We start from the raw sequence: 26,264 nt of genomic DNA, 5'->3' as shown, positions 1-26,264 counted from the left end.
CTTTTCATGACCGTAACGCCCATGATGGCGCAGTATCTGGAAATCAAAGCAGCGCATCCCGACGCGCTGCTCTTCTACCGGATGGGCGACTTCTACGAGATGTTCTTTGAGGATGCCGTGAACGCGGCTGAGGCGCTGGACATCGCTCTCACCAAACGCGGTAAGCACAACGGTGACGATATTCCGATGTGCGGCGTGCCGGTTCATGCCGCCGAAGGTTACCTGCTGACCCTGATCCGCAAAGGCTTCCGCGTCGCTGTTGGGGAGCAGCTGGAAAGCCCGGCCGAGGCCAAGAAACGCGGCTCGAAATCGGTGGTGAAACGCGATGTTGTGCGGCTGGTCACCCCCGGCACACTAACCGAGGACTCCCTGCTGGAGGCGCGGCGCCACAATTTCCTGGTGTCTTATTCCGAACTGCGGGATGAGGCCGCGCTGGCCTGGGCTGATATTTCCACCGGCGCGTTTCACGTGATGCCGGTTGCCCGGGTGCGCCTGTCTCCGGAGCTGGCCCGCCTGGCGCCTTCGGAACTGATCGTTGCGGATGGGCCAGCCTATGATGCCGCCCGCCCGCTGACCGATGAATACAAAATTCCGCTTACCCCACTGGGCAAGGCCAGCTTTGACAGCACCGCAGCGGAAAAGCGGATCTGCTCCCTATTCAACGTGAGCGCACTGGACGGCTTCGGCACCTTCACCCGGGCCGAAGTCTCTGCGATGGGCGCGCTGATCGACTATTTGGAGATCACCCAAAAAGGTAAACTGCCGCTGCTGCAGCCGCCGCAGCAGGAAGCCCAGGACCGGGTCGTGCAGATCGACGCCGCCACCCGCCGCAATCTGGAGCTGACCCGTTCCCTGTCCGGCGGCCGTGCAGGCTCGCTGCTGTCAGTAGTTGACCGGACGGTTACACCCGGCGGCGCCCGGCTGCTGGAACAGCGCCTGTCCAGCCCCTCACGCAACCTCGACACCATCCATCAGCGTCTCGCAGCCTTGGATTTCGCGGTTGAGCACACGCGGACTGCCGAAGATCTGCGCGCCGCTTTGCGCAAGACGCCGGACCTTGACCGTGCGCTTTCCCGCCTAGCCTTGGAGCGCGGCGGCCCGCGCGACCTGGCCGCTATCCGCAACGGGCTGTCGCAGGCAGAAGTGATCGCAGGTCTCTGCAGCGGGATGGAGCTTCCCGCACTCGTGGCCGGAGCAGTCTCGGATCTGCAGGGGTTCGATGACCTGCTGTCGCTGCTGGACGCCGCCCTGGTCGCCGAACCGCCCCTGCTGGCCCGCGATGGCGGTTTCATCGCGTCTGGCTATGACCCGGACCTGGACGAAGCCCGCACCCTGCGCGACGAGGGCCGCTCGGTCATCGCCTCCATGCAGCGGAAATACGCGGAGCACACCGGCGTCTCCTCCCTGAAGATCAAACACAACAACGTGCTGGGCTACTTCATCGAAACGACTGCGACCCACGCGGACAAGATGATGTCCCCGCCGCTGAACGAGACCTACATCCACCGCCAGACCACCGCCAACCAGGTGCGGTTCACCACGGTGGAGCTGAGCGAGATAGAGACCCGCATCCTGAACGCCGGGAACCTGGCGCTGGAAATCGAAAAGCGGCTCTATACAAGGCTTTCCGGCGCCATTCTGGACACTGCTGCCCGCCTCAACACCGCCGCCCGCGGGCTGGCGGAACTGGACCTTCTGACGGCGCTGGCCGATCTGGCCCGCGGCGAGAACTGGACCCGCCCCAAGGTCGACAACAGCCGCGCGTTTCACGTCAAGGGCGGGCGCCACCCGGTGGTGGAACAGGCCTTGCGCCAGCAAGGCGGCGAGACCTTCGTGGCCAATGATTGCGACCTCACCGCTCAGGACGGCGCAGCCGTCTGGCTGCTGACCGGCCCGAATATGGCCGGTAAATCGACCTTTCTGCGGCAAAACGCACTGATAGCCCTGCTCGCCCAGATGGGCAGCTACGTCCCCGCAGACGGCGCTCATATCGGCATTGTCAGCCAGCTGTTCAGCCGTGTTGGGGCATCGGATGACCTAGCGCGCGGCCGCTCTACCTTTATGGTGGAGATGGTCGAAACCGCCGCCATCCTGAATCAAGCAGACGACCGCGCCTTGGTCATTCTCGATGAAATCGGCCGCGGCACCGCCACGTATGACGGCCTCTCCATCGCCTGGGCCACGCTGGAACACTTGCATGAGGTCAACCGGTCCCGGGCGCTGTTCGCCACCCATTACCACGAATTGACCCAGCTCGCGGCCAAGCTGGAAGGCGTCGACAACGCCACCGTGGCTGTCAAGGAATGGGAAGGTGAGGTGATCTTCCTGCATGAGGTGCGAAAGGGCGCCGCTGACCGTTCTTACGGCGTCCAGGTCGCGCAGCTCGCCGGTCTCCCCGCGTCGGTGGTTGCACGTGCACGGGATGTTCTCGACATGCTGGAGCAGGGCAGCCGCGAAGGCGGGTCCAAGATCCAGATTGACGACCTGCCCCTTTTTGCGGCCGCCCCGCCGCCGCAGCCCAAGGCGCCGGCCGGTCCTTCTCCTGCCGAAGAAATGCTTGCAGCCATTCATCCGGATGAGCTGTCGCCACGGGAAGCGCTGGAGATGCTCTACAAGCTGAAAGAAGCTGCTACCTGAAACGAAAGAGCGGCCCCAGCCGGGACCGCTCTTTCATCTTTCCTGAAATACTCCCGCCGGAGGCACAGGCCCGCCAGGGCCTGTTCATCAGCTGGCCGGAGTGGACGACACGCCAACCTGCGCCGCACGCAGAAGACGGTCGTGCAGCATGAAGCCTTCTGCCGACACCTGGATGATGTCGCCGGCCTTGGTGCCCGGCACCGGAGCCTCAAACATCGCCTCATGCACCTGCGGATCGAACTTGTCGCCAACCTCCGGCGAAACGACCCGGATACCGTGTTTCTCGAACACACCCAGCAGCGAGCGCATGGTCAGTTCGACACCTTCGATCAGGGCCGCGGACACCTCGCGCTGTTCGTCGGTTGCGGCTTCGATCGCGCGCTTCATGTTGTCATAGACCGGCAGCATGTCGCGGGCCAGCTTCGAGCCGCCATACTGCTCCGCCTCGCGGCGTGCCTTGTCGCCGCGCTTGCGGGCGTTTTCCGCATCCGCCAGCGCCCGCATAAAGCGGTCCTTCAGCTCATCCCGTTCTGCCCGGAGCGCATCAAGTTCCAGCGAGGCGTCGTCAAACTCCTCAGTTTGCGCTGCCATCTCCTCCGCCTCGGCGGCGGCGATGTCATCCAGAAAGTCTTCGTCCTTGAGCTCTGCCATTTTTCACCTCTAACTCCGGTCCGACAACAGCTTGCCGACCAGTTGTGCCGTATAGTCCACAATCGGCACGATCCGTCCGTAGTTCAGGCGCGTCGGGCCGATCACCCCCACCGCGCCGATTATCTTTCGATCCGCGTTCATATAGGGAGACACCACCAAAGAGGAACCCGAAAGTGAAAAAAGTTTGTTCTCCGAACCGATAAAAATACGCACGCCCTCGCCGTCTTCGGTCAGTTCCAGGAATTCAGCGATATCACGCTTGCGCTCCAGGTCGTCAAACAAGGTCCGGATCCGCTCCAGCTCCTCCGCCGCACCCGGCTCCGCCAAAAGATTCGCCCGGCCACGCACGATCAGACGGGCCTGCTCGCTACCGTCATCCTCCCAAACTGCCAGGCCGCTTTCGATCATTGCGTGTGCAAGGCTGTCGATTTCCTGACGCCGCGCCGTGATCTCCTTTTGAATTTCCCGCTGCACTTGGCTCAGGGTCTTACCCTCAATCAGCGCATTCAGAAAATTCGCTGCCTCCCGCATAGAGCTGGGGGTCTGCCCCGGCGGCGGGGTGAACAGCCGGTTTTCCACATGACCATCGGAGAACACCAGCACCACCAGTGCCCTGTCATGCGCCAGCGAGACGAACTCGATATGGCGGATCTCGGCCTCATGCTTGGGTGTCAGCACTAGCGACGCGCCCTGTGTCACCCCGGACAGCGCCGCCCCCACCCGGTCCAGCATCCCGCCCACATCGCCGGCATTGCGGCCCAGCGTCGCGTCGATTTTCTCGCGGTCCTGCACATTCAGATCGCCGACTTCCAGCAGCCCATCGACAAACATCCGCAATCCCAGCTGCGTCGGCACCCTGCCAGCGCTGACATGCGGGCTGTTCAGCAGACCCAGAAACTCCAGATCCTGCATCACGTTGCGCACAGTCGCCGCGCTGACTTTTTCGCTCAGCGACCGCGTCAGGGTTCGGCTGCCCACCGGATCGCCGCTTTCCAGATAGCTTTCCACCACAGCCCGGAACACCTCCCGGGAGCGGTCGTTCAGGTCCTCCAGAATGTTGCTCGGATTGCTCATTGTTCGTCCAGTATTTCTTACGGTTTAAACATAGGAACCCGCTACCCGGATGTCATTAAAGAGCAGAGCGGCAAAAGGTCAATCGGGCTTGCATAGCCCCGCGTCCGGGGGATATCCCCAAGCCAGCTAACAAAGGATGTGCCATGCGACCCTCAGGACGACAACTGAACGAAATGCGCCCCGTGTCGATCGAGACCGGCTTTACCAAACACGCCGAGGGCTCCTGCCTGATCAAGGTTGGCGACACCCACGTCCTGTGTACCGCCACCATCGAGGACCGCGTGCCGCCCTTCATAAAGGGCACCGGCCTGGGCTGGGTCACTGCCGAATACGGCATGCTGCCCCGCGCCACCAACACCCGGATGCGCCGCGAAGCTTCGTCGGGCAAGCAGGGCGGACGCACCGTGGAAATCCAGCGCCTGATCGGACGTGCCCTGCGGGCCGGCGTGGACCGCGTCGCCCTGGGCGAACGGCAGATCACCGTCGATTGTGACGTGCTGCAGGCCGATGGCGGCACCCGCTGCGCCTCGATCACTGGCGGCTGGGTCGCACTGCGGCTGGCGGTCAACAAGCTGATAAAAGCCGGCGACGTTCACATCGACCCGCTGCTGGACCCGGTCTCCGCTGTATCCTGCGGCATCTATGCCGGCCAGCCGGTTTTGGACCTGGATTACCCTGAAGACTCCGAAGCTGGCGTCGACGGCAATTTTATCATGACCGGCTCCGGCAAGCTGATCGAAGTGCAGATGTCGGCTGAAGGCTCTGTCTTCTCTCGCGATCAGATGAATGAGCTGATGGACCTGGCCGCCAAAGGCGCTGTCGAGCTTGCAGAGATGCAGAAGGCCGCGTCCAAATGACCCGCAAACTGGAAGGCGGCAAGCTGCTTGTCGCCACCCACAACAAGGGCAAGCTGAACGAAATCGCGGAGATCCTCACCCCCTACGGCGTGACGGTGATCGGCGCCGGCGAGATGGACCTGCCGGAACCGGAAGAGACCGAAGACACCTTTGTCGGCAATGCCCGGATCAAGGCCCATGCCGCCGCCAGGGCAACCGGTCTCCCTGCCCTGTCCGATGACTCCGGCATCACGATCGACGCGCTGAACGGCGCCCCCGGCGTTTACACCGCCGACTGGGCTGAGACCCCGAACGGCCGCGACTTCAAGATGGCGATGACCCGCGCCAATGACGAGCTGACCGCAGCAGGCGCCAGCGCGCCCCGCACTGCCCAGTTCCGCTGTACCTTGGTCGTCGCCTGGCCCGACGGCCATGACGAGGTATTTGAAGGCGTGATGCCGGGCCAGCTGGTCTGGCCAGTCCGCGGCGGGCATGGCTTTGGCTATGACCCGATGTTCCAGCCGGACGGTTACGAGATCACCTGCGCCGAGATGGACCCCGCGGAAAAGAACACGATCAGCCACCGCGGCAAGGCGCTGGCCCAGTTCGTGCAGGGCTGTTTCAGTGGATGACTGGCGTAATGGGGGCTTTGGCCTGTACGTGCATTGGCCCTTTTGCCAGGCCAAATGCCCCTATTGCGACTTCAACAGTCATGTCTCCGCAAGAATAGACCAGAAGCTTTGGGTTAGAGCCTATCTGGCTGAACTCGACAGACTCTCCGAGCAGCTCCCCGGCCGCGTTCTTAACACGATTTTCTTTGGCGGCGGCACCCCGTCCCTGATGCAGCCGGAAACCGTCGCCGCCGTCATCGAGCGGGCACGTGAAATCTGGCCTTTCGCCAACGACATGGAGATTTCTCTGGAGGCAAACCCGGGCTCCGTCGAGGCCGGCCGCTTTGCCGGCTACCGGGACGCCGGCGTCAACAGGGTCTCCATGGGCATTCAGGCCCTGAACGACGAAGACCTGCGCAGGCTCGGCCGCATTCACAGTGTCGCAGAAGCAAGGGCGGCCTTCGACATCGCCCGGGAGTGCTTTGACCGGGTCAGCTTCGATCTGATCTACGCGCGTCAGGGGCAGACTCTGGAGGCCTGGAAAGCAGAGCTGAAAGAGGCCCTCTCGATGGCCATTGACCACCTTTCTCTCTATCAGCTCACCATCGAGGATGGCACAGCCTTTGGCGACCGTTACGCCAGAGGCAAGCTGCGCGGCCTGCCAGAGGATGACACCGCCGCTGACATGTACCTGGCCACCCAGGACCTAACCGCGGCGCACGGCATGGCATGTTACGAGATTTCCAACCACGCCAGGCCAGGGGCGGAGTCCCGCCATAACCTTATCTACTGGCGTTACGGAGACTATGCCGGTATCGGCCCAGGCGCCCACGGAAGACTGACGTTGGGCGGCGTTCGTTATGCCACAGAAACCCACCTTGCCCCGGGCGCATGGCTGCAAGCCGCAAACGCCGGTAACGGAGAATCCCTGCGAGTTCCCCTAGCCACGGAAGATGCTGCGGCAGAATACCTGATGATGGGGATGCGGCTGAGAGAAGGGCTGGATATGGTGCGTTTTACTGAGCTTTCTGGCCGGCACCTCTCGGAAAGCAAGCTTAACGACCTTGTAGATCTGGGTATGGTAACTATCTCTGAAAAGCGGCTTCGCGCGACCGCTCAAGGGCGCGCCGTATTGAACGCGGTGCTCCGCGACTTGTTGATGGATTGAGGCAATGCGTTTCCTTTATGCCGGCTTAGGACTCTGCTGCGTGGCCTTAGCGGTTATTGGGATTGTTCTGCCTCTTCTGCCAACCGTGCCTTTCCTCCTGCTCGCCGCATTCTTCTTTGCCAATTCCTCCGACCGTTTGCACAACTGGATCGTTGCCCATAATGTTTTTGGCCCGATGATCTTGGATTGGCGGGAACGCGGCGCTATCCGGCCGGGCGCAAAAAAGGCGGCAACCGTTTCGATTGCCGCCGTCTTTGGGCTATCTCTTCTGCTTGGCGCGCCCGGTCATATATTGGGCATCCAGGCGGTGGTTCTCACGGCTGTACTGACCTTTATCTGGTCCCGCCCTAACGGCTGAGCATATTGCACAGCTCATCCAGCTGATCCAGGTTCTCATAACTGATCGTCACGGACCCGGCCTCTCCACCAGGCTTGTGGTCAATCGAGACCTTCATCTTCAGCATCGCAGACAGGTCCCCTTCCAGAGCCCGGGTATCCGCATCTTTCTCTGCTACAGCCTTTTGCTTTTTGGCTGGCGCCGTCCGGATTCCGGCAGCGTCTTTCTTGACCAAAGCTTCTGTTGCCCGGACCGACAATCCGCCCTTAACGATCTTCCGCGCCAGGTCTGAAGCGTTATCAGAGGTTATCAGCGCGCGCGCATGCCCGGCCGACAGTTTTCGTTCCTGTACCAGGATCTGAACGTCTTCCGGCAAATGCAGCAGCCGCACCAGGTTAGCGATGTGGCTGCGGCTCTTACCAAGCGCCTCGGCCATCTTTTCTTGAGTATGACCGAACTTCTCCATCAGCTGCTTATAGCTCTGCGCTTCTTCCATCGCGTTCAGATCAGAACGCTGGATGTTTTCGATGATGGCAACTTCCATCATCTCCAGATCGGAGTATTCGCGGATCAGGACCGGAACTTCATGCAGCTGCGCCGCTTGCGAAGCGCGCCAACGGCGTTCGCCGGCCACGATCTCGTAAACACCGCCTGCCTTCGGCCGCACGATCAGCGGCTGCAGGACACCCTTTTCCTTAATGGACGCCGTCAGGTCATCCAGATCCGCCTGCAGGAACTGGCGGCGCGGCTGGTTCGGGTTGGCAACAATCTTTTCGATCGGCACCAGCACTTCTGCATTCCGCGGCGCCTCTGCCTGGGTGCTCACCGGTGCAGGGTTCACATCTGCCATCAACGCCGACAACCCCCGGCCCAGCCCGCGCGGTTTCGTCTTTTTGTCTGCCATGGTTGCCTCCGGTTCTTTTTCTGCATTTAGGCCGCTATCTTGTGATGTTTATTCAGGAGTTCTTCGGCCAGGGCGCGGTAGGCCTGCGCTCCCAGCGAGTTGGTATCGTAGTTCAAAACAGGGAGCGCGTAGGAAGGCGCTTCGCTCACCCGCACGTTACGGGGGATTTTTGTCTGAAACACCAAATCTCCCAGGTTGTCGCGCGCATCCTGCTCGACCTGCTGCGACAGGTTGTTGCGCCGGTCGAACATCGTCAAAACGATTCCCTCAATGCGCAAATTGGGATTCGCAGATTGGCGAACCTCTCGAATCGTCAGCATCAGTTGCGTGACCCCTTCCAGCGCAAAGAATTCGCTTTGCAGCGGGATCAGAACGGAATGCGCCGCTACCATCGCGTTTACGGTCAGAAGGTTCAGAGACGGCGGGCAGTCAATAAGGACATAATCCCAATCGTAGTCATCCATAGCCGTCTGACGCAGGGCGTCATGCAGCAGAAAGCTGCGCTTTTCATTGGTGAAAAGTTCGATATCCGCGGAGCTGAGATCCACCGTCGCCGGGATGATGCACAGGTCTTCGATTTCAGTCTGACGAATCACATCCGTCAGAGAGGCATCTTCCACCAGAAGATCGTAAGTTGTCAGATCCCGGTCGGCGGGATCAATCCCGAGCCCGGTCGAAGCATTCCCTTGCGGATCAAGATCGACAACCAGGACCCGCAGCCCGCACTCGACTAGGGCGGCAGCAAGGTTTATCGCCGTTGTTGTCTTCCCTACCCCGCCTTTCTGATTTGCGACCGCGATAATACGAGGCCCCTCCGGGCGGGAATAATCAGACACGGGCCACTCCCTTTATCTTTAGGATTACTGCTTCTTGTTCCGTCAAACTTTTAACTGGTTCCGCATCAAACCGCCATCGTTGCCGCGCGTTATCCACCTCTTTTTTCCAGGTTTCCCCCTTGGGGAGCAGAGCAGTTCCTCCGGCGCCAAGATGCCTCTCAGCGAACTCCAAAAGGAGGGACAGATCCGCCAGCGCGCGCGCCGACAGAACCTCCGCGTTCTGCGGGTCAGCTTGCTCAATACGTTTGGAAATCACCGTGACCTTCGCATCGCACTCCCGTGCAACGGTACGAAGGAACGCTGACTTGCGCTGATCGCTCTCAATCAAAGTGGTCTTCATTTCCGGGGCTTCGTCTGCAGCCAGAATCGCAGCAATCAAACCCGGAAATCCGCCCCCGCTTCCGATATCCACCCAGTGATCGGGGGCATCAACACAGCGGAAAACCTGAACGGAATCCGCAATATGCCGCGACCACAGGAGTTTCAGGCTGGACTTGGAAACCAGGTTGATCTTGGGATTCCATTTCTTTATGACCTGCTCGAAGATCTCCAGCCTCGCCAATGTTTCACGTGAAACATTCAATTCCTCGAGGATTCGTTTCTCGTTCATGCAGATTTATCCTGCCGCGATTGGTCCCGGCGAAGACGAGCCAAAAGGAGCGCCAGAGCTGCCGGCGTCATCCCATCAATCCTCGCGGCTTGCGCCAAGGTTTCCGGGCGTGCTACTGACAGTTTTTGCTGCAGTTCATTCGAAAGCCCCTCAATACCGTCATAGGCATAATCCGCTGGGATTACATACCCTTCATCCCGCTTCATCGCGGATATTTCCCGCTCCTGCCGCGCAATGTAATTCGCATAAAGCGCATCACGTTCGACCTGCCGGCGGATATCCGGATCGACACTTTCCAGATCAGGCATGAGGGGCACGATATCCTCAAATGCCACATCAGGAAAAGCAAGAACCTCCATCCCGGAGCGCCGGTTTCCGTCCTGATTCACCCTAATCCCTGCTGCGGCAACCTGTTTCGGGGTGAAGCTCTGCGCTTCCAGAACGGTACACGCTTGCCCCAATCGGTCGCTCTTTTCCAGGAAGACCGCCTGGCGTTGTTTGCCGGCGCAGCCGATCTCGATGGCCAAGGGAGTCAATCTCTGATCAGCGTTATCAGCCCGCAGGGACAGCCTGAATTCCGCGCGGGACGTAAACATCCTATAGGGTTCGGTCACTCCGTTCGTGGTCAGGTCATCGATCATAACACCGATATAGCTGTTTGATCTACTGAAGCTGACGGGGCCCTCCCCCAAGCTGGCACGCGCGGCGTTCAGGCCGGCAACCATCCCCTGGGCTGCGGCCTCCTCGTACCCAGTGGTGCCATTGATCTGGCCGGCAAGATACAGCCCGGGCACGTCTTTCAGCCGCAGCTCCAGAGTCAGAGCCCGAGGATCAACGTAGTCATACTCAATGGCGTATCCCGGTTGAAGGATGACCGCTTGTTCCAATCCACGGATCGAATGAACATAATCCTCCTGAACATTCTGCGGCAGGCTGGTGGAGATGCCGTTCGGATAGACAGTGTGGTCTGTCACGCCCTCAGGCTCCAGGAAGATCTGATGAGAGTCTTTATCTGCGAAGCGGACAACCTTATCTTCGATCGACGGGCAATAACGCGGGCCAACCCCTTCGATGTGCCCGCCGTACATTGCAGACCGTTCCAAATTCTTCTGTATGATCTCGTGGGTCTTCGCGTTGGTGTGGGTGATCCCGCAAGACACCTGCTTTGCACTGGTCGATTTTGTCAGGAAGGAAAAGAAAACAGGATCCTCGTCTCCTGGCTGCGCTTCCAGAATATCCCAGTTGATAGTCCGTCCATCCAATCGCGGCGGTGTGCCAGTCTTCAGGCGGCCCAACGGCAGAGCAAAGTTATCCAGACGCTCCGCCAGCTTGACCGACGGCTTGTCCCCCATGCGGCCGCCCGGTTTAGAAACGTCACCTATGTGAATAACGCCGCGCAAAAAGGTTCCCGACGTCAGAATGACCGACTTACTCGGAATTTCGCTGCCGTCGGAAAGGATCACGCCGGCGACGGCATTCCCTTGCAGGAGAAAGTCAGTGACCTCCCCTTCAACGATATCCAGATTCTCCTGCGCCACCGTCAGCCGCAGCATTTCCCTCCGGTAGATCGCCCGGTCCGATTGCGCGCGCGGCCCCTGCACTGCGGGGCCTTTGCGGCGGTTCAGCAAGCGGAACTGAATGCCGGCGAGGTCGGCCACCCGCCCCATCACACCGTCTAGCGCGTCAATCTCCCGAACCAGATGCCCTTTTCCCAGCCCGCCAATCGCTGGGTTGCAGGACATGACGCCGATACCATTGCGGTCCAGCGTCACCAGTGCTGTGCGAACACCCATCCGTGCTGCTGCATGGGCGGCTTCGGTGCCGGCGTGGCCGCCGCCTACTACGATCACGTCATAAGCTGAATGTTTCACGTGAAACACTCCTTCATTTCCCCAGGCAAAAACTCGAGAAAATCTCGTCCAAGAGATTCTCTACGCCAATCCGCCCAACCAGCATTTCCAGTGCCCGAATGGCCGATCGCATTTCCTCGGCCGCTATATCATAGAACTCGGGGCCGCGTTGCAGGATTTCTTGCGCTTCAGACAAGCTGACGAGCGCCGAAAGCATGGCATCCCGATGCCGTGCCCGCGTCGCGATACCAGCTTGGGCTGACCGGTTTTGCAACACTTTGGAGATATGATCAACCAGCCGGTCAATCCCCTGCCCTGACTGGCCGGAAATCGCATCGCCGGCATCGTCGCGCAAATCTGCCTTGGGCAGCAGCCGGATGTCCCCCTGCTGCATTTCGACATCCAGGACTTCGTCCCTTTCCGCCAGAAACACGCGCAGATCAGCATCTTGCGCCCGTTTACGGGCCAAGGCGATACCGATCCCTTCAACGTGATCATCGGTGTCGCGCAGCCCCGCAGTATCAAGTAGAGTCACGGGCAGGCCGGCAAGATCCATACGGACTTCGATAATATCCCGGGTGGTGCCGGCATACTCAGACGTGATTGCCGCCTCCCGGCCGGCCAGCGCGTTCAGCAGCGTGGACTTACCGACATTCGGAGCGCCGACGATTGCCACCTCAAAACCGCTGCGGATTCGTTCGGCAATTCTGACACCGGCAGTCTCCTTTTTGAGGCCGGCTTGAACATCCGCCAGCAATTCTGAAACCTCGGGGGTAACATCTACCGGCACGTCCTCGTCTGCGAAGTCGATGGTCACTTCGATCAAAGACGCAGCGCGGATCAGTTTGACCCGCCAAGCTTCCGCCAGCTTCCCCAGCCCGCCGGCGAGGATCACCTGCGCTTGCTTGCGCTGTGCTTCGGTTTCCGCGTCAATCAGATCGGCAAGACCCTCGACCTGAGCCAGGTCCAGATTACCGTTTTCCAGCGCGCGGCGCGTGAACTCACCCGGATCGGCCATTCGGAGGCCCTCGATTCGTCCCAGCGAATCGAGCACAGCAGAGACTACTGCTGTACTTCCATGTGTTTGAAATTCAACAGTATTTTCGCCAGTAAAGCTATGCGGAGCAGTAAAGCTCAGGACCAGCGCTTCATCGAGGCGCTCTCCTGATTCGTCCTGCAGGATTCGCAGGCTGGTGCCCCGCGCCGGCAAATCCCCGCCGCAAAGCTGCGCGCCGGCGGTAAGCGCCAAAGGGCCGGAGACGCGGATCACCGCGACCCCGGCCTTCCCTTGAGCGGAGGCCAGCGCAAAGATCGTGTCCATTGGGTGGCCTTTCTCTCTCGCCGGCCCGGATCAGGTATTCATCGAGTCGAAAAATTCGGAGTTACTCTTGGTCTGCTTCAGCTTGGACAGCAGGAACTCAATCGCGTCTGTCGTGCCCATCGGGTTCAGGATCCGGCGCAGCACAAAAGTCTTGGCCAGATCGCCCTTGTCGACCAGAAGATCCTCTTTCCGGGTGCCGGACTTGAGGATGTCGATGGCCGGGAACACGCGCTTGTCCGCAATCTTGCGATCCAGGACGAGTTCAGAGTTACCGGTGCCCTTGAATTCTTCGAAGATCACCTCGTCCATGCGCGAGCCGGTGTCGATCAGGGCGGTGGCGATGATGGTGAGCGAGCCGCCTTCTTCGATATTCCGGGCGGCACCAAAGAAGCGTTTCGGCCGCTGCAGAGCGTTCGCATCGACACCACCGGTCAAAACTTTACCCGAGGACGGCACAACAGTGTTGAACGCCCTACCAAGTCTTGTGATCGAGTCGAGAAGAATCACAACATCTCGTTTGTGTTCGACAAGACGCTTGGCTTTTTCGATGACCATCTCGGACACCGCAACGTGGCGGGTCGCCGGCTCGTCGAAAGTGGAGGAGACGACCTCGCCCTTCACCGAGCGCTGCATGTCGGTCACCTCCTCCGGGCGTTCGTCGATCAGCAGAACAATCAGGTAGCACTCCGGATGGTTCTTCTCGATCGAATGCGCGATGTTCTGCAGGATCACCGTCTTACCGGTGCGCGGCGGCGCCACGATCAGCGAACGCTGGCCCTTGCCGATCGGCGCAACCAGGTCGATCACCCGGGCGGAACGGTCCTTGATGGTGGGATCCTCGATCTCCATCTTCAGGCGCTCATCCGGGTAAAGCGGGGTCAGGTTGTCAAAGGCGATCTTGTGGCGGGCCTTTTCAGGCTCCTCAAAGTTGATCATGGTGACGTTGGTCAGCGCGAAGTAACGCTCTGTCTCCAGCGGCGCCTTGATCTGGCCTTCCACGGTGTCGCCGGTGCGCAGCGAATACTGGCGGATCATGTCAGGCGAGACATAGATATCGTCCGGGCCAGGCAGGTAGTTTGCCTCGGGCGAGCGCAGGAAGCCAAAGCCGTCCTGCAGCACTTCCAGCACCCCATCACCGCCAATGTCCCAGCCTTCATCTGCGCGTTCCCGCAGGATCTGGAACATCATTTCGCCCTTGCGCATGGTCGAGGCGTTTTCGATCTCCAGCTCCTCAGCCATTGCCAGCAGCGATTTTGGGCTTTTTGCCTTGAGGTCAGCCAGATTCAGGGATTGCACGGTCATATAGATACGGCCTCTACTCCCCGCTCATCCGGGGGTCGGTCACACGACAGGTTTGGAAAACGCGGCTGCCCGGACGGGCCCGCTGGAAGCCATACATAGGGACTCGTTTCAGATGAGTCAAACGCCGGCTGCAAGCGTTCCGGCGCTGCTGGGCCTGTTTCAGCGCCTCTGCGCTAGAATTTGAAGATGACGGAAACCACGATCACCAGCATCAGCACAGTGGGCACCTCATTCATCATTCGAAACTGCCGGCCCGTCAGCGTGTTCCGTTCTTCTTTGAAGTCGCGGTAGCGCAGCAGCAGCCAATGATGGAACCAGGTCATGGCGATGACCGACGCGCCCTTGGTCCAGGGCCAGACGTAGCTCCAGTCGACCATGCCGGGGGTCAGAACGATAAACAGCCCTGCGGCCCAGGACACATACATGGCGGGGCGCATGATGATCCTGAGGAGCTTCTCTTCCATGGTGAGGAAGATTGGAATGGCGTCCTGCACATTCTCAGCTTGCTCCACGTGATACACGAACAGACGAGGGAGATAGAAAAGACCAGCCATCCAGCTCAGCACGGCCATGATGTGCAGCGATTTGGCATATGGGTAGAGCGTGAACATCACATCGCTCAGGTCCATGGGCAGTTCTCCCCGGTCAGATCTGATCACCCTAATAAATAAATGAATATTAGAAGGATGATGTTTTTGTAGTGTGCGTGGATTCCAGTGGATAAGTGAATCCTCCCCCGCTTATCCCCAGCAAGGATAAGATTCCAGCGCGGAAGGGACAGGAGTCCTGGTTTTGCCGCCGGCGCCATGAAAATAAGGCGCGTTAAGGATGTCTTTACCTTCGCGTGCTTGGGGATAACAACGGGATGAACCGGGGAGTGCCGGCATATCCACGGATTCAAAGTTATCCTGACTCACAAAGGACGACTCAGCGGGTTGAATCCCGGGATTTGCGTCAACCCCTGGAGTCTTTACTTGAGCGTGGAAAACCATACAAAACGTCCTGAAACCGTCTGCTTCTTTCCCACGGGGTTTTCCACATGACTGCCCACATTGTGCTGGCTTCTGGTTCCGAAATCCGGGCGCATCTGCTGCGTCAGGCCGGGATCGAATTCGAAACGGATGTGCCGAGACTGGATGAGCGGGCGATCAAGGCCGCGCTGATGGCAGAGCAAGCGCCGCCGCGGGACATTGCCGATGCGCTGGCAGAAGCTAAGGCGCGCAAAATCAGTGCCAAGCATCCGGGCAGGCTGGTTTTGGGGTGCGACCAAGTCCTGGATTTCGAAGGGCAACTTCTTTCCAAGCCGGCGAGTGCAGAGGTCGCGTTGTCCCAGCTGAAAGAAATGCGCGGCAAGCGGCACATGCTGTTGTCGGCCGCCGTGATCTATCGGGATGGTGAGCCGATCTGGCGCCATGTCGGACAGGTCCGGCTGGTGATGCGCAACTGCTCTGACGCTTATCTGGAGAATTATGTCAACCGCAACTGGGACAGCATCCGCCACGCGGTGGGGGCATACAAGCTGGAGGAAGAAGGCGTGCGGCTGTTCGCTTCTATCGAGGGCAGTTACTTTAATGTCTTGGGATTGCCGCTGATGGAGCTTATCAGTTACCTGGGTTTGCAAGGGGTAATCGAGCAATGACAGAAGCAAAAATCCCGCTCGCCGGTGTGATCGGCTGTCCGGTTTCACATTCCAAATCCCCGCAGCTCCATGGCCACTGGCTGAAAACGCATGGCATCGCCGGGCATTATGTGCCGATGCATGTGGAGCCTGCGGACCTGGCAGAGGCCATCCGGGCAATGCCGAAAATGGGGTTCGTCGGGGCCAATGTCACGATTCCGCACAAAGAAGCGGTGATGGAGATAGCCGACAAGGTCACCGACCGGGCGAAACTGATCGGCGCGGCCAACACCCTGATTTTCCGGGAAGACGGCACCATCCTGGCCGATAACACAGACGGGTACGGCTTTATCACCAACCTGCATCAAGGCGCGCCGGATTGGGATCCTCAGTCCGGGCCGGCCATTGTGCTTGGGGCCGGCGGCGCCTGCCGTGCAGTAGTTGCCTCGCTGATAGAGGCCGGGGTCCCGGAGATCCTTCTGAGCAACCGCACGCGCGAGCGGGCGGAACAGTTGCAAAAGGATTTCGGCAACCGGATCAGCGTGGTGGAATGGCTCCAGGCCGGCAACGCCATCGAAGAAGGCAAGCTGATTGTGAACACAACCTCTCTGGGTATGGTGGGCAAACCGCGGCTGCGTGTGCCTCTGGACGGTTTGCGGTCCGATTCCGTCGTGACGGACCTGATATATGCACCGCTGAAAACCGGCCTGCTGGAAACGGCAGAGGAAGCCGGCTGCACTGTGGTCGACGGGCTGGGCATGCTGCTGCACCAGGCGGTTCCGGGGTTCGAACGCTGGTTCGGCCACCGCCCTGAAGTTGACGCTGCCACCCGGGCGGCGGTGCTCGGATGAGCTTCAGCCTCGGCCTTACCGGGTCCATCGGAATGGGAAAAAGCACCACCGCCCAGCTGTTTGCGGCGCAGGGTTGCGCGGTCTGGGATGCGGATGCCGCGGTTCACCGGCTGTATGGCAAAGGCGGTGCGGCCGTTCAGCCGATGTCGGAAGCATTTCCTGACGCTATTGAGGGCGGGGAAGTCAGCCGCGCCGCGCTGAAACGCATCATTGGTGCAGATCCGCAGGCTCTGACGCGGATTGAGGCCATCGTGCATCCGCTGGTCGCGCAGGACCGCGCGTCCTTCCGGGCTGACGCGAAAAGCGACGTTCTGGTCTTTGACATCCCGCTGCTGTTTGAAACAGGTGGCAACGCGGAAATGGATGCGGTGGCCTGCGTGACGGTGGACGCGGAAACCCAGCAAGAGCGGGTTCTTGCCCGCGGCACAATGACGGTTGAGCAGTTCCGGCAGATCCTGCAAAAACAGATGCCAATTGAGGAGAAGATGGCCCGCGCCGATTATGTGATCGAGACGGACACACTTGAACACGCCGAGGCGCAGGTGGCAGAAATCCTCGCAGATATCAGGAGCAAACTGACCCATGCGTGAAATCGTTCTTGATACCGAAACCACCGGGTTTGATCCGTTTTCCGGCGACCGCATCGTCGAAATCGGTGCGGTGGAGCTGTATAACCACATGCCCACCGGCAAGACGTTTCACGAATACATTAACCCGGAACGCTCGATGCCGGCGGAGGCGTTTTCGGTGCACGGTATCGGCCCCGACTTGCTGGAGCCGCCCCAAAAGCCGGAACCCGGTGCGGTGACGCTGCGGGACAAGCCGGTCTTTGCCAAGGTCGGGCAGAAGTTCCTGGATTTTGTTCAGGACTCCAGGCTGGTCATTCATAATGCCAGCTTCGACATGAAGTTCCTGAACGCGGAGCTGGATTGGATGGGCCTGCCAAAACTGCCGATGGATCAGGCGCTCGACACGCTGGCCATGGCCCGCAAGCGGTTCCCAGGCTCGCCGGCAACGCTGGATGCGCTGTGCCGCCGCTTCAACATCGACAACACCAATCGGACCTTGCACGGGGCGCTGCTCGACTCCGAGATCCTGGCAGATGTCTATCTGGAGCTGATTGGCGGGCGGCAGCCTGATTTCGGTTTGTCCGCCCAATCCTCTTCCAGTTCGGCCCAGGTCGAGGATGACTGGCGCCCTGTGCCGCGTCCAGCCTCCCTGCCCGCACGGATCACCGCGGAGGAATTGGCCGCGCATGAGGCATTTGTGGACAAGCTGGGAGATGACGCTTTGTGGAAAGCCTCCTGATCCCGCGAAGGCCCGCAAAAGAAAAACACCGCTGAATCCCAGCGGCGTTTTCCGTTTCAAAGGTCTGAAACCTTACTGCGTGGGTGCCGCTGCTGCAGCTTCGGACTGGCGGCGGGCCAGTTCGTTGCGGTAGATCGCCACAAAGTCGATGTTGTCCAGGTTCAACGGCGGGAAGCCGCCGTCGCGGGTCACATCGGACACGATGCGGCGCAGGAACGGGAAGGTCATGCGCGGGCATTCGATCAGCAGGAACGGGTGCAGCTGGTCTTCCGGCACACCGACGATGTTGAACACGCCGACATATTCCAGTTCCAGCACGAACAGGACGTTGCCGGCTTCCTTGTTCTTGGACTCGACGGTCAGCTTGGTGACAACCTCATACTGGTTCTCGGCCGAGCGCTTCTTCGCATCCAGGTTCACCTGCACGCTGACGTCGGGCTGAACCTCGCCGCCGGTGCCTTTCTGCGCCATCACGTTTTCAAACGACATGTCGCGGATGAACTGGCCCAGAATGTTCATCTGGACTTGCGGCTGCTGCTGGGCTTCGCCGTTTTCGGCCATGTAGATACTCCTGAAAATATGCTTTGGACCGTGCTTACCAGCTTGGTCCGGGTTCCTCAACGGGGACCGTCAACCCAGCCGGAGGGGCCGCCGCGCCGGTCAGACGGGGTCACATCTTCATAGTCGCCGTCGATGACGTCATCGGGCCGGCCGGCCGTTCCGGGATAGTGGCGGCCCTGCATGCTGCCGGGGCCCATCTGGAACTGCGCGACTGTGACACGGGCGCGCAGGTGGCGGTAAACCGCCAGCCGCACCGGCGGCATCAGCAGCGCAAATCCGACGGCGTCGGTAAAGAAACCCGGTGTGAGAAGCAGCGCACCGGCCACCAGGATCATGGCGCCATGGGCCAGAGGTTCTGCCGGGTCGGACAGTTGCTGGAACGAAGATCTCAGCTGTCCCATGGCCATACGCCCCTGGGTTTTCACCAGCCAAGTGCCCAGAACTGCGGTCAGAACCACAATGGCCAGGGTCGGCCACATGCCGATGGCGCCGCCAACTTGAATAAACAAAGCGATTTCAATGATGGGAACCATCAGAAAGGCCAGGAAGAGATACATCGGGGGTTTCCTTGCGATCATACACCCGGGCGGTAGACTTGCCCCCGCCCGTCACCTACATAAGACGTGACCGCTTTGGTTTCAAACAAAGCACGAACGCCTAGCATGAGGTTTCCATGGAGTCGCCTGTGATTCAGCTTTTGGTTCTGGCCGGTATCGCTGTGTTTCTGATCCTGCGCTTGAGAAGCGTTCTGGGAACACGCGAAGGCTTTGAAAAGCCGCCGCTGCCGCAATCCGAAGCCCGGGGCCGCCGCCCGGATCTGGAGGTGATCGAGGGCGGCCCGGACCGCGATATCACGGATTATGTGGCGGAAGGCAGTGAGCAGGCCCAGGCACTGGCGGCAATGAAACGGGCTGAGCCCTCCTTCCAGGTCCAGGAATTCGTGCAGGGCGCGCGCGGTGCCTATGAGATGATCCTCATGGGGTTCGAACACGGTAATCTGGACGACATTCAGCCCTTCCTGGCGGAAGATGTCTTTGACAGCTTCGTGGATGCCGTCGCGCAGCGCGAGGACAAGGGCTACAAGATCGAGGCCGACTTCATCGGCGTGCGGGAAACCACTCTGCAGGACGCGCAGTTCGACCCGCAGACCGGCCGCGCCGAAATCACCATGCGCTTCGTCGGCGAGATGACCTCAGTGGTCCGCGACCGCGGCGGCGACATTGTCGAGGGCGACCCCAAGGCGATCAAACGCCAGAAGGATACTTGGATCTTTGCCCGCAACATGGGCAGCGACGATCCCAACTGGCAGCTGGTTGCGACGGACGCATGATTGCGGCGCTTCGGGGGGCACTTGGGGCGGCTGCACTTGCAGGCGCCGCGATGACCGCCTCCGGGGCGCACTCAGAGACCGTGTCCAGCATTCTGGAATTTGAACAGCTTGATGGCTGGGCAGAAGATGACCATGCCCAGGCGCTGCAAGTGTTTCTGGGCACTTGCAGGGATCTGAAGGACCCCGACTGGGCCGCCCTGTGCAAGGCCGCCAGGTCGCAGCCGCCGGGCGGGGCGCGGGCGTTTTTTGAGCTGTTTTTCCGCCCGGTGCTGATCGAGGACGGCAACCCGGCTCTCTTCACCGGCTATTTCGAGCCGGAACTGACTGGCTCCCGCTATCCCACCAGCCGCTTCCGCTATCCGGTCTACAAGATGCCGCCAGAGGCACGCGGCGCTGATCTGTGGCTGCCGCGCCGTGAAATTCTGACCGGTGACGTGATGCAGGGCCGCGGGCTGGAAATCGCCTGGGTGGATGACCCGGTTGAGCTGTTCTTTCTGCAGATCCAGGGTTCCGGCCGGATCCGCCTTCCGGACGGCTCGACCATCCGGGTCGGCTATGGCGGCGCCAACGGCCACCCCTATAAATCCATCGGCAAGGAGCTGGTGCGCCGCGGTGTCTACAACGCCCATCAGGTCAGCGCCCAGGTCATCAAGTCCTGGGTCCGGCGCAATCCCGCGGACGGCAAGGAGCTGCTGTTTCACAATCCGTCTTATGTGTTCTTCCGCGAGGTGCGCAAAGTGGCGGCCTCCAAGGGGCCGCTTGGCGCCATGAACCGCTCGGTCACGCCGATGCGCACCATTGCCGCCGATCCCGCCTATACCCCGCTTGGCGCGCCGGTTTGGGTGGAAAAGGACGGCCATTTGCCGCTGCGCCGGCTGATGGTGGCGCAGGACACCGGATCCGCTATCAAGGGCGCTCAGCGGGCCGACATCTTTGTCGGCACCGGTAATCAGGCCGGCGAGACCGCCGGCACGATGAAAGACCCGGGCCGGATGGTGGTGCTGCTGCCGATCCAGCGGGCCTATGCGATGCTGCCGGAAGACCTTTGAATGACACGGCGAAAATTGACAGGCGATGAGATCGACCTCTGGCACAAGGTCGTAAAGCACACGGAGCGTTTGCATCCGGGCACCCATTCGTCGCCCCCTGCCCCGCCGATGCCCAAACCCAAACCGGTGAAGCAACCCGAACCGCGCCAGGACCCGTTCGAGGTCGGCAGCCGGGCCAAACCCAAGCCGGTGAAACACGACCTAAGGCCTTCGATTGCCCGCAGCCTGGCCAGTGATCCGCTGCAGATGGACGAAAAGGCCTTTCGCCGCATGAAGCGCGGCAAGCTGAAGCCGGAAGGAAAGCTGGACTTGCACGGGATGCGCATCGACACCGCGCACCCTGCTCTCACACGGTTCATCCTGTCGGCGCAGGCCTCCGGCAAACGGCTGGTGCTGATAGTAACTGGCAAGGGCAAGGACCGCGACGAGCCGGGCCCGATGCCGGTGCCGCGCGGGGTGTTGCGCCACAAGGTGCCGCAGTGGCTCTCGCTGCCGCCCTTGGCGCAGGCGGTCCTGCAGATCACCCCGGCGCACGTCAGTCACGGCGGCGCGGGCGCCTATTACGTTTATCTGCGGCGCAACCGCTGACGGCAGGGCCGTTACCTGTTGTCCGCAGGCGTCCCGGTCAACGCGACCTTGACGGCATTTTCGCGAATGACAATCTGGCCCGGCAGTATGTTCTGAAGCCGGTTTCGCGCCCGGTCGCGCGCAAACGTGTCCGCGGTTTGCCGGGCGCCGTTCAGCAGCGCCACCAGCGCCGGCGAGGAAGCCGCCACGAAATGCTGTGACTCCGCCTCGCCGGCAAAGGCGGTGGTGTCGATGATTTCCACCGGCAGGCTGCTCAGCTCTTCGATATTGTCCAGATTGCCGAGCCGCTCTTGCCCGTCCAGCCCGCGCAGGCGCTGGGACAGCGTCAGGACGTTGTCCTTGCGCGAGACAAAGATCAGGAACGGCTGCGGCACCTTGCGGAACCGCCGCATCTGGGTCTTGAACACATCAATGTCCAGATCCGGCGACATCAGCACCACGCCGCCCAGGTTCCGGGCGGTCCACCCGGGGGTCTGGATTTCAATCTGGCGCAGCGTCTCCATCGTCAGCAGCCCGCCCATGGAATGCGCGACGACCACCACCCGGCCGGCACCGGCGACACGCAGCTTGCGCAGCAGCTGCTCCAGCCCGTCGCGGGCGAACAGAACGCTGTCGCCGTCATAGGCATAGCCAAGTGGTTGTCCCTTGCTGGGCCAGGAATAGATGACCGTGGCGCCGGGAACGTTGATATCATGGGTCAGCTGGGCGGCCCGGAACGCAGTTTCGGCCTGGGTCGAGTTGAAGCCATGCACGAACACCGTGATGTCGCGTTCCTTTGGCGGAAACTTGGCCAGTTCCTGCTGCAACCGTGCCCCGAAGGCGGCGTCACTTTCGAATTTCTTCCGCCCTGCCATGGTGAACTCAGTGACGGGATCCGGGTTCCTGTAGCCGAATTTCAGGGAACCCGGAGTATGTTCCGGCGGAATTGAAACGGTCAGTTCAAGCAGGCTGTATCCCTCTGCCCGCTCCACGCCAAAGGTGCCATCGGGCAGCTGGTCGCGGTTGGTGGCGGCAAACACGGTCTTGGGGGTGCCCACGTTCAGGGCTGCGGGATAGGTGGGGGAAAAGGACCTGTCAGTGCAAGCTGTCAGTAACACCAGCATCACACCGCAAATCAGGCGCAGCCTTTGCATATCATCCCACCTCAATGAACTGGCGGCAGGCTACTGCACCTGCCGCCAATGTCCAGCGGCCGCAACCCGTGCGGGCGGGTTACAGCACGTAACGGCTGAGATCGGCTGAGCGGCCAAGCTCACCCAGGTTCTTTGTGACAAAGGCCGCGTCCACGGTTACCGCCTCACCCGAACGGTCCGGTGCGGTAAAGGACAGTTCCTCGAACACCCGCTCCATCACCGTGTACAGCCGCCGGGCGCCGATGTTTTCCACGCTCCGGTTCACCTCGGCTGCGATCTTGGCCAGGGCCGCGATCCCGTCTTTGGTGAAGGCGACCTCAACTTCTTCGGTGCCCATCAGCGCAGTGTACTGGCGGGTCAGCGCATTGTCGGTCTCGGTCAGGATGCGGACGAAGTCCTCCTCCGTCAGGGCCCGCAGGTTGACCCGGATCGGCAAGCGGCCCTGCAGTTCGGGCAGCAGGTCTGACGGCTTGGCAATGTGGAAGGCGCCGGAGGCGATGAACAGGATGTGGTCGGTTTTGACCGGCCCGTGCTTGGTGCTGACGGTGGTGCCTTCGATCAGCGGCAGCAGGTCGCGCTGCACGCCTTCGCGGCTGACATCGCCGCCCCGGGTTTCCTGGCGCGCGCAGACCTTGTCGATCTCGTCCAGGAAGACGATGCCGTTCTGTTCCACCGACTCCAGGGCGCTGCGGGTGACGGTCTCGTCATCCAGCAGCTTGTCGGCCTCCTCGCCGATCAGCACCTCATAGCTTTCGGCGACGGTCATCTTCTTGCGGGTGGTGCGGCCGCCCATCGCCTTGCCGAACAGATCGCCGAGGTTCAGCATCCCCATATTGCCGCCGGGCTGTCCGGGGATTTCGAACATGCCCATCGGGTTGGAAGTGTCGGCCACATCCAGCTCAATCACGGTATCGTCCAGCTCACCGGCCTTGAGCTTCTTACGGAACATGTCGCGGGTGGATTCGCGCGCATCACTGCCGGCGATGGCTTCCACAACCCGGTCCTCCGCCGCTTGGCGTGCGTTTGCCTTCACGTCTTCGCGCATGTACTCGCGGGTCTGGGCAATGGCGCTGTCAACCAGGTCACGGATGATCTGCTCAACATCCCGGCCGACATAGCCGACTTCGGTGAACTTTGTGGCTTCCACCTTGATGAAGGGCGCGCGTGCCAGCTTGGCCAGGCGGCGGGAAATCTCGGTCTTGCCAACCCCGGTAGGGCCGATCATCAGAATGTTCTTGGGATAGACCTCGTCGCGCAAATCATCTGCAAGCTGCTTGCGCCGCCAGCGGCTGCGCAGCGCCACGGCCACGGCGCGCTTGGCTTCCTTTTGGCCGATGATGAAACGGTCCAGTTCAGAGACGATTTCGCGGGGGGTGAGATCGGTCATGTCAGTCCTTTCCGGGCAAAACTCTTGAGAAGAAGTTTTGCTAAGAATTTCGAGGAAAATTCTTAGCCGCCGATGGTTTCGACGGTCAGGTTTCCATTGGTGTAGACACAGATATCGGCGGCGATGGCCATGGCGTCCCGCGCTACCGTTTCGGCGGACCTGTCGCTGTCCATCAGGCCGCGGGCGGCCGCCAGTGCGTAATTTCCGCCGGAGCCGATTGCCGCCACATCATGTTCCGGCTCCAGCACGTCGCCGGCGCCGGTAATCACGAACATGTCCTTGCCGTCGGTGACAATCAGCATCGCCTCCAGCTTCTGCAGGTATTTGTCGGTGCGCCAGTCCTTGGCCAGCTCGACACTGGCACGGGCCAGCTGGCCCGGGGTCGCTTCCAGCTTGGCTTCCAGCCGTTCAAGCAGAGTGAACGCGTCAGCGGTCGAGCCGGCAAAACCCGCCACCACGTCAAACCCGCCGGGCGACAGGCGGCGCACCTTGCGGGCCGTGCCCTTGATCACCGTTTGCCCCAGCGAAACCTGGCCGTCGCCGGCGATGACGACCTGGCCATTCTTTTTCACACCGATGATCGTGGTGCCGTGCCAGCCAGGAAATTTATCGTCTGCCATGTAAGTCTCCGTTTGGTTGCCCCCTATATGGAACCAACCCCCCGCCGGCACAAGAGATCGGCTAGGATCCGCGCTGATCCCAGGCTTGCGCCGGTGTTCGCTGCTATGCAGCATTTGCAGATCGGGGCTGTTTAACCGGCAATTGTGGAACCCGGAACCGCATCCTAAATGAAGCTCGCAACCGGCACAGCGTCGGCTGTTTCTCAGAAGGATATGCGCAAATGACGACCGCAAACATTCATGCGCCGCTCGGAGCAGTCACCGTTCTCCGCGTGGTCGACGCAGTGGCCAATGTGAAAACCGCCATCGTGGAATGGTATGTTGCCCGCGAAACCCGCAAGGTTCTGGCGCAGCTGACCGATGCCCAGCTGCGAGACATCGGCCTCGACCGTTCCGACATCGCCAAGTTCTGATCCCCGATGACCAGAAACCCTGAATGAGCCGCCCTGCCACGGGCGGCTTTGTTCATTCCGGGGTGCTGGTTTTGTATTTACCGGCCTGATCCGGCAGCCAGGCTTCGACCGCTGCGGTGGCCACCACATGACGGCTGCCTTCCACGGCATCCTCCACATCCAGTCCGCCCTTGACCGCCCGCACCCTGGCCCGTCCGCGCGGCAGGTCCTGTGCCACCAGTTCGCAATCCACCGCGTCCGGCTGTTGCACGCCGATGGTAACCTCCACCCGCATTTCGCTGTGGTCTACTCCCAGCTTGGAAAACAGCGTGATGGAGGAGTGATGCAGCGCGTCCTGCACCGCACGGCGGGCGGCTTTGGTATAGTCTTGGCCGTAAAGGTCGTTGCCGGTGCCCATTTCCAGGATGATGCGCTTTTCGCTCATTCTGCGGCCTCCATGTCAAAGGACACAACCACCGCTGCATTGGCGATCACCGTGCGTCCGCCCTGGGGCTTGTCTATGTCGAGCCCGCCTTTCACCACCGTGATGCTGGGCCGGCCGTAGGGGAAGATCTCCAGAAGCGCGTCCTTGTCCACCGCTTCCGGTTCCTGCACACCGATCTCGGCATCGATGATCATGTCTTCTTTTGAGAAATCAAACAGTTCCGCCATGTTGACGGAGTTGTGCCACAGCGCGTCCCTGATCGCGCGGCGGGCGGCTTCAGTGTAATCCTCGCGCCTGAGAGATGTGCCCATGCCGAATTCCACCAGGACCCGTGTCTTGGCCATGCTGCCTCCTGTATCTGCCTTGTGTGCGACCCTTGCAGGGCAGCCGGGCAAAGGAAAGAGCCAGTTTGGCGATTGCCGCAGCGCCAGAGCTTGCCAAAAAAAGAGCTGTCCCCGCCGGGACAGCTCTTTGAAATGCGGCAGCTGGTTCAGGCTCAGATCGACTCTTCGATCCAGCTCTGCAGCGCGGCCTTGGGGGCGGCGCCTGCGCGGTTCGAGATCACTTGGCCGTCCTTGAAGATGAACAGCGCCGGGATACCGCGCACGCCCATGGCAGCGGCGGCGTTCGGGTTGCTGTCCACGTCGACCTTGGCAATTTTCACCTTGCCGTCGAATTCCACGGCCAGCTCTTCCAGAGCCGGACCAATCTGCTTACAGGGACCGCACCACTCAGCCCAGAAATCCACCACAACGGGGATGTCGGAGTTCTTGACTTCGGCGTCAAAAGTGGCGTCGGTGACGGCAACGGTGGACATATGAATGTCTCCATGAGTGTGTGGCAAC

Annotated in this window: 30 protein-coding genes; 13 read left to right on the top strand and 17 right to left on the bottom strand. The window is 60.8% G+C overall.

Annotated features, from left to right (window positions below):
* Nucleotides 1-6: 6 nt before the first annotated feature.
* The gene (gene mutS, locus B2P87_RS06440) at nt 7-2,637 is read left to right on the top strand and encodes a DNA mismatch repair protein MutS (RefSeq protein WP_141891661.1); all 2,631 of its coding nucleotides are present in this window, start codon (nt 7-9) and stop codon (nt 2,635-2,637) included.
* An 87-nt stretch (nt 2,638-2,724) separates the two neighbouring features.
* Here the strand turns inward: mutS and B2P87_RS06435 are convergent, their stop codons facing one another.
* Nucleotides 2,725-3,288 (bottom strand): nucleotide exchange factor GrpE, encoded by a 564-nt coding sequence (locus B2P87_RS06435; protein ID WP_058287365.1) that lies wholly within the window; start codon nt 3,286-3,288, stop codon nt 2,725-2,727.
* 9 nt (nt 3,289-3,297) lie between these two features.
* Nucleotides 3,298-4,362 (bottom strand): heat-inducible transcriptional repressor HrcA, encoded by a 1,065-nt coding sequence (gene hrcA, locus B2P87_RS06430; RefSeq protein ID WP_058287366.1) that lies wholly within the window; start codon nt 4,360-4,362, stop codon nt 3,298-3,300.
* Between the two features lie 143 nt (nt 4,363-4,505).
* Here hrcA and rph point away from each other — a divergent pair, with 143 nt between their 5' ends.
* From rph to B2P87_RS06410, 4 genes are read left to right on the top strand one after another with little or no spacing between them, the layout of a single operon-like run.
* Complete coding sequence (gene rph, locus B2P87_RS06425; RefSeq protein WP_141891662.1) at nt 4,506-5,219, top strand: ribonuclease PH; 714 nt, start codon at nt 4,506-4,508, stop codon at nt 5,217-5,219.
* Entirely contained in the window at nt 5,216-5,830 is a 615-nt protein-coding gene (rdgB, locus tag B2P87_RS06420; protein WP_141891663.1) for an RdgB/HAM1 family non-canonical purine NTP pyrophosphatase, read from the top strand. Before rph ends, rdgB begins: the two co-directional genes overlap by 4 nt.
* Nucleotides 5,823-6,977 (top strand): radical SAM family heme chaperone HemW, encoded by a 1,155-nt coding sequence (gene hemW / locus B2P87_RS06415; RefSeq protein WP_141891664.1) that lies wholly within the window; start codon nt 5,823-5,825, stop codon nt 6,975-6,977. Before rdgB ends, hemW begins: the two co-directional genes overlap by 8 nt.
* Nucleotides 6,978-6,981: 4 nt before the next feature.
* Nucleotides 6,982-7,335, top strand: a complete 354-nt coding sequence (locus B2P87_RS06410; protein ID WP_027245219.1) for a YbaN family protein — start codon at nt 6,982-6,984, stop codon at nt 7,333-7,335.
* Here B2P87_RS06410 and B2P87_RS06405 read toward each other — a convergent pair.
* The 7 genes from B2P87_RS06405 to B2P87_RS06375 form a co-directional block, all read right to left on the bottom strand.
* Complete coding sequence (locus B2P87_RS06405) at nt 7,325-8,218, bottom strand: ParB/RepB/Spo0J family partition protein (protein WP_141891665.1); 894 nt, start codon at nt 8,216-8,218, stop codon at nt 7,325-7,327. The two genes, B2P87_RS06410 and B2P87_RS06405, sit on opposite strands and share 11 nt — an antisense overlap.
* 26 nt (nt 8,219-8,244) lie before the next feature.
* Nucleotides 8,245-9,054, bottom strand: coding sequence for a ParA family protein (locus tag B2P87_RS06400; protein WP_141891666.1), 810 nt, complete (start codon nt 9,052-9,054; stop codon nt 8,245-8,247).
* Nucleotides 9,047-9,664, bottom strand: coding sequence for a 16S rRNA (guanine(527)-N(7))-methyltransferase RsmG (gene rsmG / locus B2P87_RS06395; RefSeq protein ID WP_141891667.1), 618 nt, complete (start codon nt 9,662-9,664; stop codon nt 9,047-9,049). Before rsmG ends, B2P87_RS06400 begins: the two co-directional genes overlap by 8 nt.
* Nucleotides 9,661-11,535, bottom strand: a complete 1,875-nt coding sequence (gene mnmG, locus B2P87_RS06390; RefSeq protein ID WP_141891668.1) for a tRNA uridine-5-carboxymethylaminomethyl(34) synthesis enzyme MnmG — start codon at nt 11,533-11,535, stop codon at nt 9,661-9,663. Before mnmG ends, rsmG begins: the two co-directional genes overlap by 4 nt.
* 13 nt (nt 11,536-11,548) lie before the next feature.
* Nucleotides 11,549-12,835: a tRNA uridine-5-carboxymethylaminomethyl(34) synthesis GTPase MnmE gene (mnmE, locus tag B2P87_RS06385; protein ID WP_141891669.1), complete on the bottom strand. Its 1,287-nt coding sequence runs from the start codon at nt 12,833-12,835 to the stop codon at nt 11,549-11,551.
* Between the two features lie 30 nt (nt 12,836-12,865).
* Entirely contained in the window at nt 12,866-14,137 is a 1,272-nt protein-coding gene (gene rho / locus B2P87_RS06380) for a transcription termination factor Rho (RefSeq protein ID WP_008554331.1), read from the bottom strand.
* Nucleotides 14,138-14,310: 173 nt separating this feature from the next.
* Entirely contained in the window at nt 14,311-14,766 is a 456-nt protein-coding gene (locus B2P87_RS06375) for a CopD family protein (RefSeq protein ID WP_141891670.1), read from the bottom strand.
* Between the two features lie 410 nt (nt 14,767-15,176).
* Here B2P87_RS06375 and B2P87_RS06370 point away from each other — a divergent pair, with 410 nt between their 5' ends.
* The 4 genes from B2P87_RS06370 to dnaQ are packed head-to-tail and all read left to right on the top strand — an operon-like array spanning nt 15,177 to nt 17,914.
* A complete protein-coding gene (locus B2P87_RS06370; protein WP_141891671.1) occupies nt 15,177-15,776 on the top strand; it encodes a Maf family protein in 600 nt (199 codons plus the stop codon).
* Nucleotides 15,773-16,606: a shikimate dehydrogenase gene (locus B2P87_RS06365; protein ID WP_141891672.1), complete on the top strand. Its 834-nt coding sequence runs from the start codon at nt 15,773-15,775 to the stop codon at nt 16,604-16,606. Before B2P87_RS06370 ends, B2P87_RS06365 begins: the two co-directional genes overlap by 4 nt.
* Complete coding sequence (coaE, locus tag B2P87_RS06360) at nt 16,603-17,196, top strand: dephospho-CoA kinase (RefSeq protein WP_141891673.1); 594 nt, start codon at nt 16,603-16,605, stop codon at nt 17,194-17,196. Before B2P87_RS06365 ends, coaE begins: the two co-directional genes overlap by 4 nt.
* On the top strand, nt 17,189-17,914 hold the full coding sequence (gene dnaQ, locus B2P87_RS06355) for a DNA polymerase III subunit epsilon (protein ID WP_141891674.1): 726 nt from the start codon (nt 17,189-17,191) through the stop codon (nt 17,912-17,914). Before coaE ends, dnaQ begins: the two co-directional genes overlap by 8 nt.
* 72 nt (nt 17,915-17,986) lie before the next feature.
* Here the strand turns inward: dnaQ and secB are convergent, their stop codons facing one another.
* The gene (secB, locus tag B2P87_RS06350) at nt 17,987-18,475 is read right to left on the bottom strand and encodes a protein-export chaperone SecB (protein ID WP_058287379.1); all 489 of its coding nucleotides are present in this window, start codon (nt 18,473-18,475) and stop codon (nt 17,987-17,989) included.
* A 56-nt stretch (nt 18,476-18,531) separates the two neighbouring features.
* Nucleotides 18,532-19,032: an FxsA family protein gene (locus B2P87_RS06345; RefSeq protein ID WP_058287380.1), complete on the bottom strand. Its 501-nt coding sequence runs from the start codon at nt 19,030-19,032 to the stop codon at nt 18,532-18,534.
* Between the two features lie 116 nt (nt 19,033-19,148).
* Between B2P87_RS06345 and B2P87_RS06340 the strand changes: the two genes are divergently transcribed.
* The 3 genes from B2P87_RS06340 to B2P87_RS06330 are packed head-to-tail and all read left to right on the top strand — an operon-like array spanning nt 19,149 to nt 21,442.
* The gene (locus B2P87_RS06340) at nt 19,149-19,805 is read left to right on the top strand and encodes a Tim44/TimA family putative adaptor protein (RefSeq protein ID WP_058287381.1); all 657 of its coding nucleotides are present in this window, start codon (nt 19,149-19,151) and stop codon (nt 19,803-19,805) included.
* Nucleotides 19,802-20,854, top strand: a complete 1,053-nt coding sequence (locus B2P87_RS06335) for a murein transglycosylase A (RefSeq protein WP_141891675.1) — start codon at nt 19,802-19,804, stop codon at nt 20,852-20,854. Before B2P87_RS06340 ends, B2P87_RS06335 begins: the two co-directional genes overlap by 4 nt.
* Entirely contained in the window at nt 20,855-21,442 is a 588-nt protein-coding gene (locus B2P87_RS06330; RefSeq protein ID WP_141891676.1) for a Smr/MutS family protein, read from the top strand.
* Between the two features lie 11 nt (nt 21,443-21,453).
* Here the strand turns inward: B2P87_RS06330 and B2P87_RS06325 are convergent, their stop codons facing one another.
* The 3 genes from B2P87_RS06325 to hslV form a co-directional block, all read right to left on the bottom strand.
* On the bottom strand, nt 21,454-22,575 hold the full coding sequence (locus B2P87_RS06325) for an alpha/beta hydrolase (RefSeq protein ID WP_141891677.1): 1,122 nt from the start codon (nt 22,573-22,575) through the stop codon (nt 21,454-21,456).
* Between the two features lie 79 nt (nt 22,576-22,654).
* A complete protein-coding gene (gene hslU / locus B2P87_RS06320) occupies nt 22,655-23,962 on the bottom strand; it encodes an ATP-dependent protease ATPase subunit HslU (protein ID WP_058287385.1) in 1,308 nt (435 codons plus the stop codon).
* Nucleotides 23,963-24,024: 62 nt separating this feature from the next.
* On the bottom strand, nt 24,025-24,582 hold the full coding sequence (gene hslV / locus B2P87_RS06315; protein ID WP_008554606.1) for an ATP-dependent protease subunit HslV: 558 nt from the start codon (nt 24,580-24,582) through the stop codon (nt 24,025-24,027).
* 221 nt (nt 24,583-24,803) lie between these two features.
* On the opposite strand from hslV, the gene B2P87_RS06310 reads away from it, so the two are divergent.
* Nucleotides 24,804-24,995 (top strand): DUF1127 domain-containing protein, encoded by a 192-nt coding sequence (locus tag B2P87_RS06310; RefSeq protein ID WP_008555919.1) that lies wholly within the window; start codon nt 24,804-24,806, stop codon nt 24,993-24,995.
* A 52-nt stretch (nt 24,996-25,047) separates the two neighbouring features.
* Here B2P87_RS06310 and B2P87_RS06305 read toward each other — a convergent pair whose 3' ends face one another.
* From B2P87_RS06305 to trxA, 3 genes are all read right to left on the bottom strand, one after another.
* Nucleotides 25,048-25,419: a Lin0512 family protein gene (locus B2P87_RS06305; RefSeq protein ID WP_141891678.1), complete on the bottom strand. Its 372-nt coding sequence runs from the start codon at nt 25,417-25,419 to the stop codon at nt 25,048-25,050.
* Nucleotides 25,416-25,763 carry a Lin0512 family protein gene (locus B2P87_RS06300; protein ID WP_058287387.1) on the bottom strand — a complete coding sequence of 116 codons (348 nt, stop codon included), beginning with the start codon at nt 25,761-25,763 and terminating at the stop codon, nt 25,416-25,418. Before B2P87_RS06300 ends, B2P87_RS06305 begins: the two co-directional genes overlap by 4 nt.
* A gap of 152 nt (nt 25,764-25,915) precedes the next feature.
* Entirely contained in the window at nt 25,916-26,236 is a 321-nt protein-coding gene (gene trxA, locus B2P87_RS06295; RefSeq protein ID WP_008557909.1) for a thioredoxin, read from the bottom strand.
* Between the last annotated feature and the right edge of the window lie 28 nt (nt 26,237-26,264).

Source organism: Leisingera sp. UBA4491, assembly GCF_002388965.1.
Taxonomy (GTDB): domain Bacteria; phylum Pseudomonadota; class Alphaproteobacteria; order Rhodobacterales; family Rhodobacteraceae; genus Leisingera; species Leisingera aquaemixtae.
The sequence above is the reverse complement of the archived record's forward strand: the minus strand, read 5'-3'. Positions and strand labels throughout refer to the sequence as shown.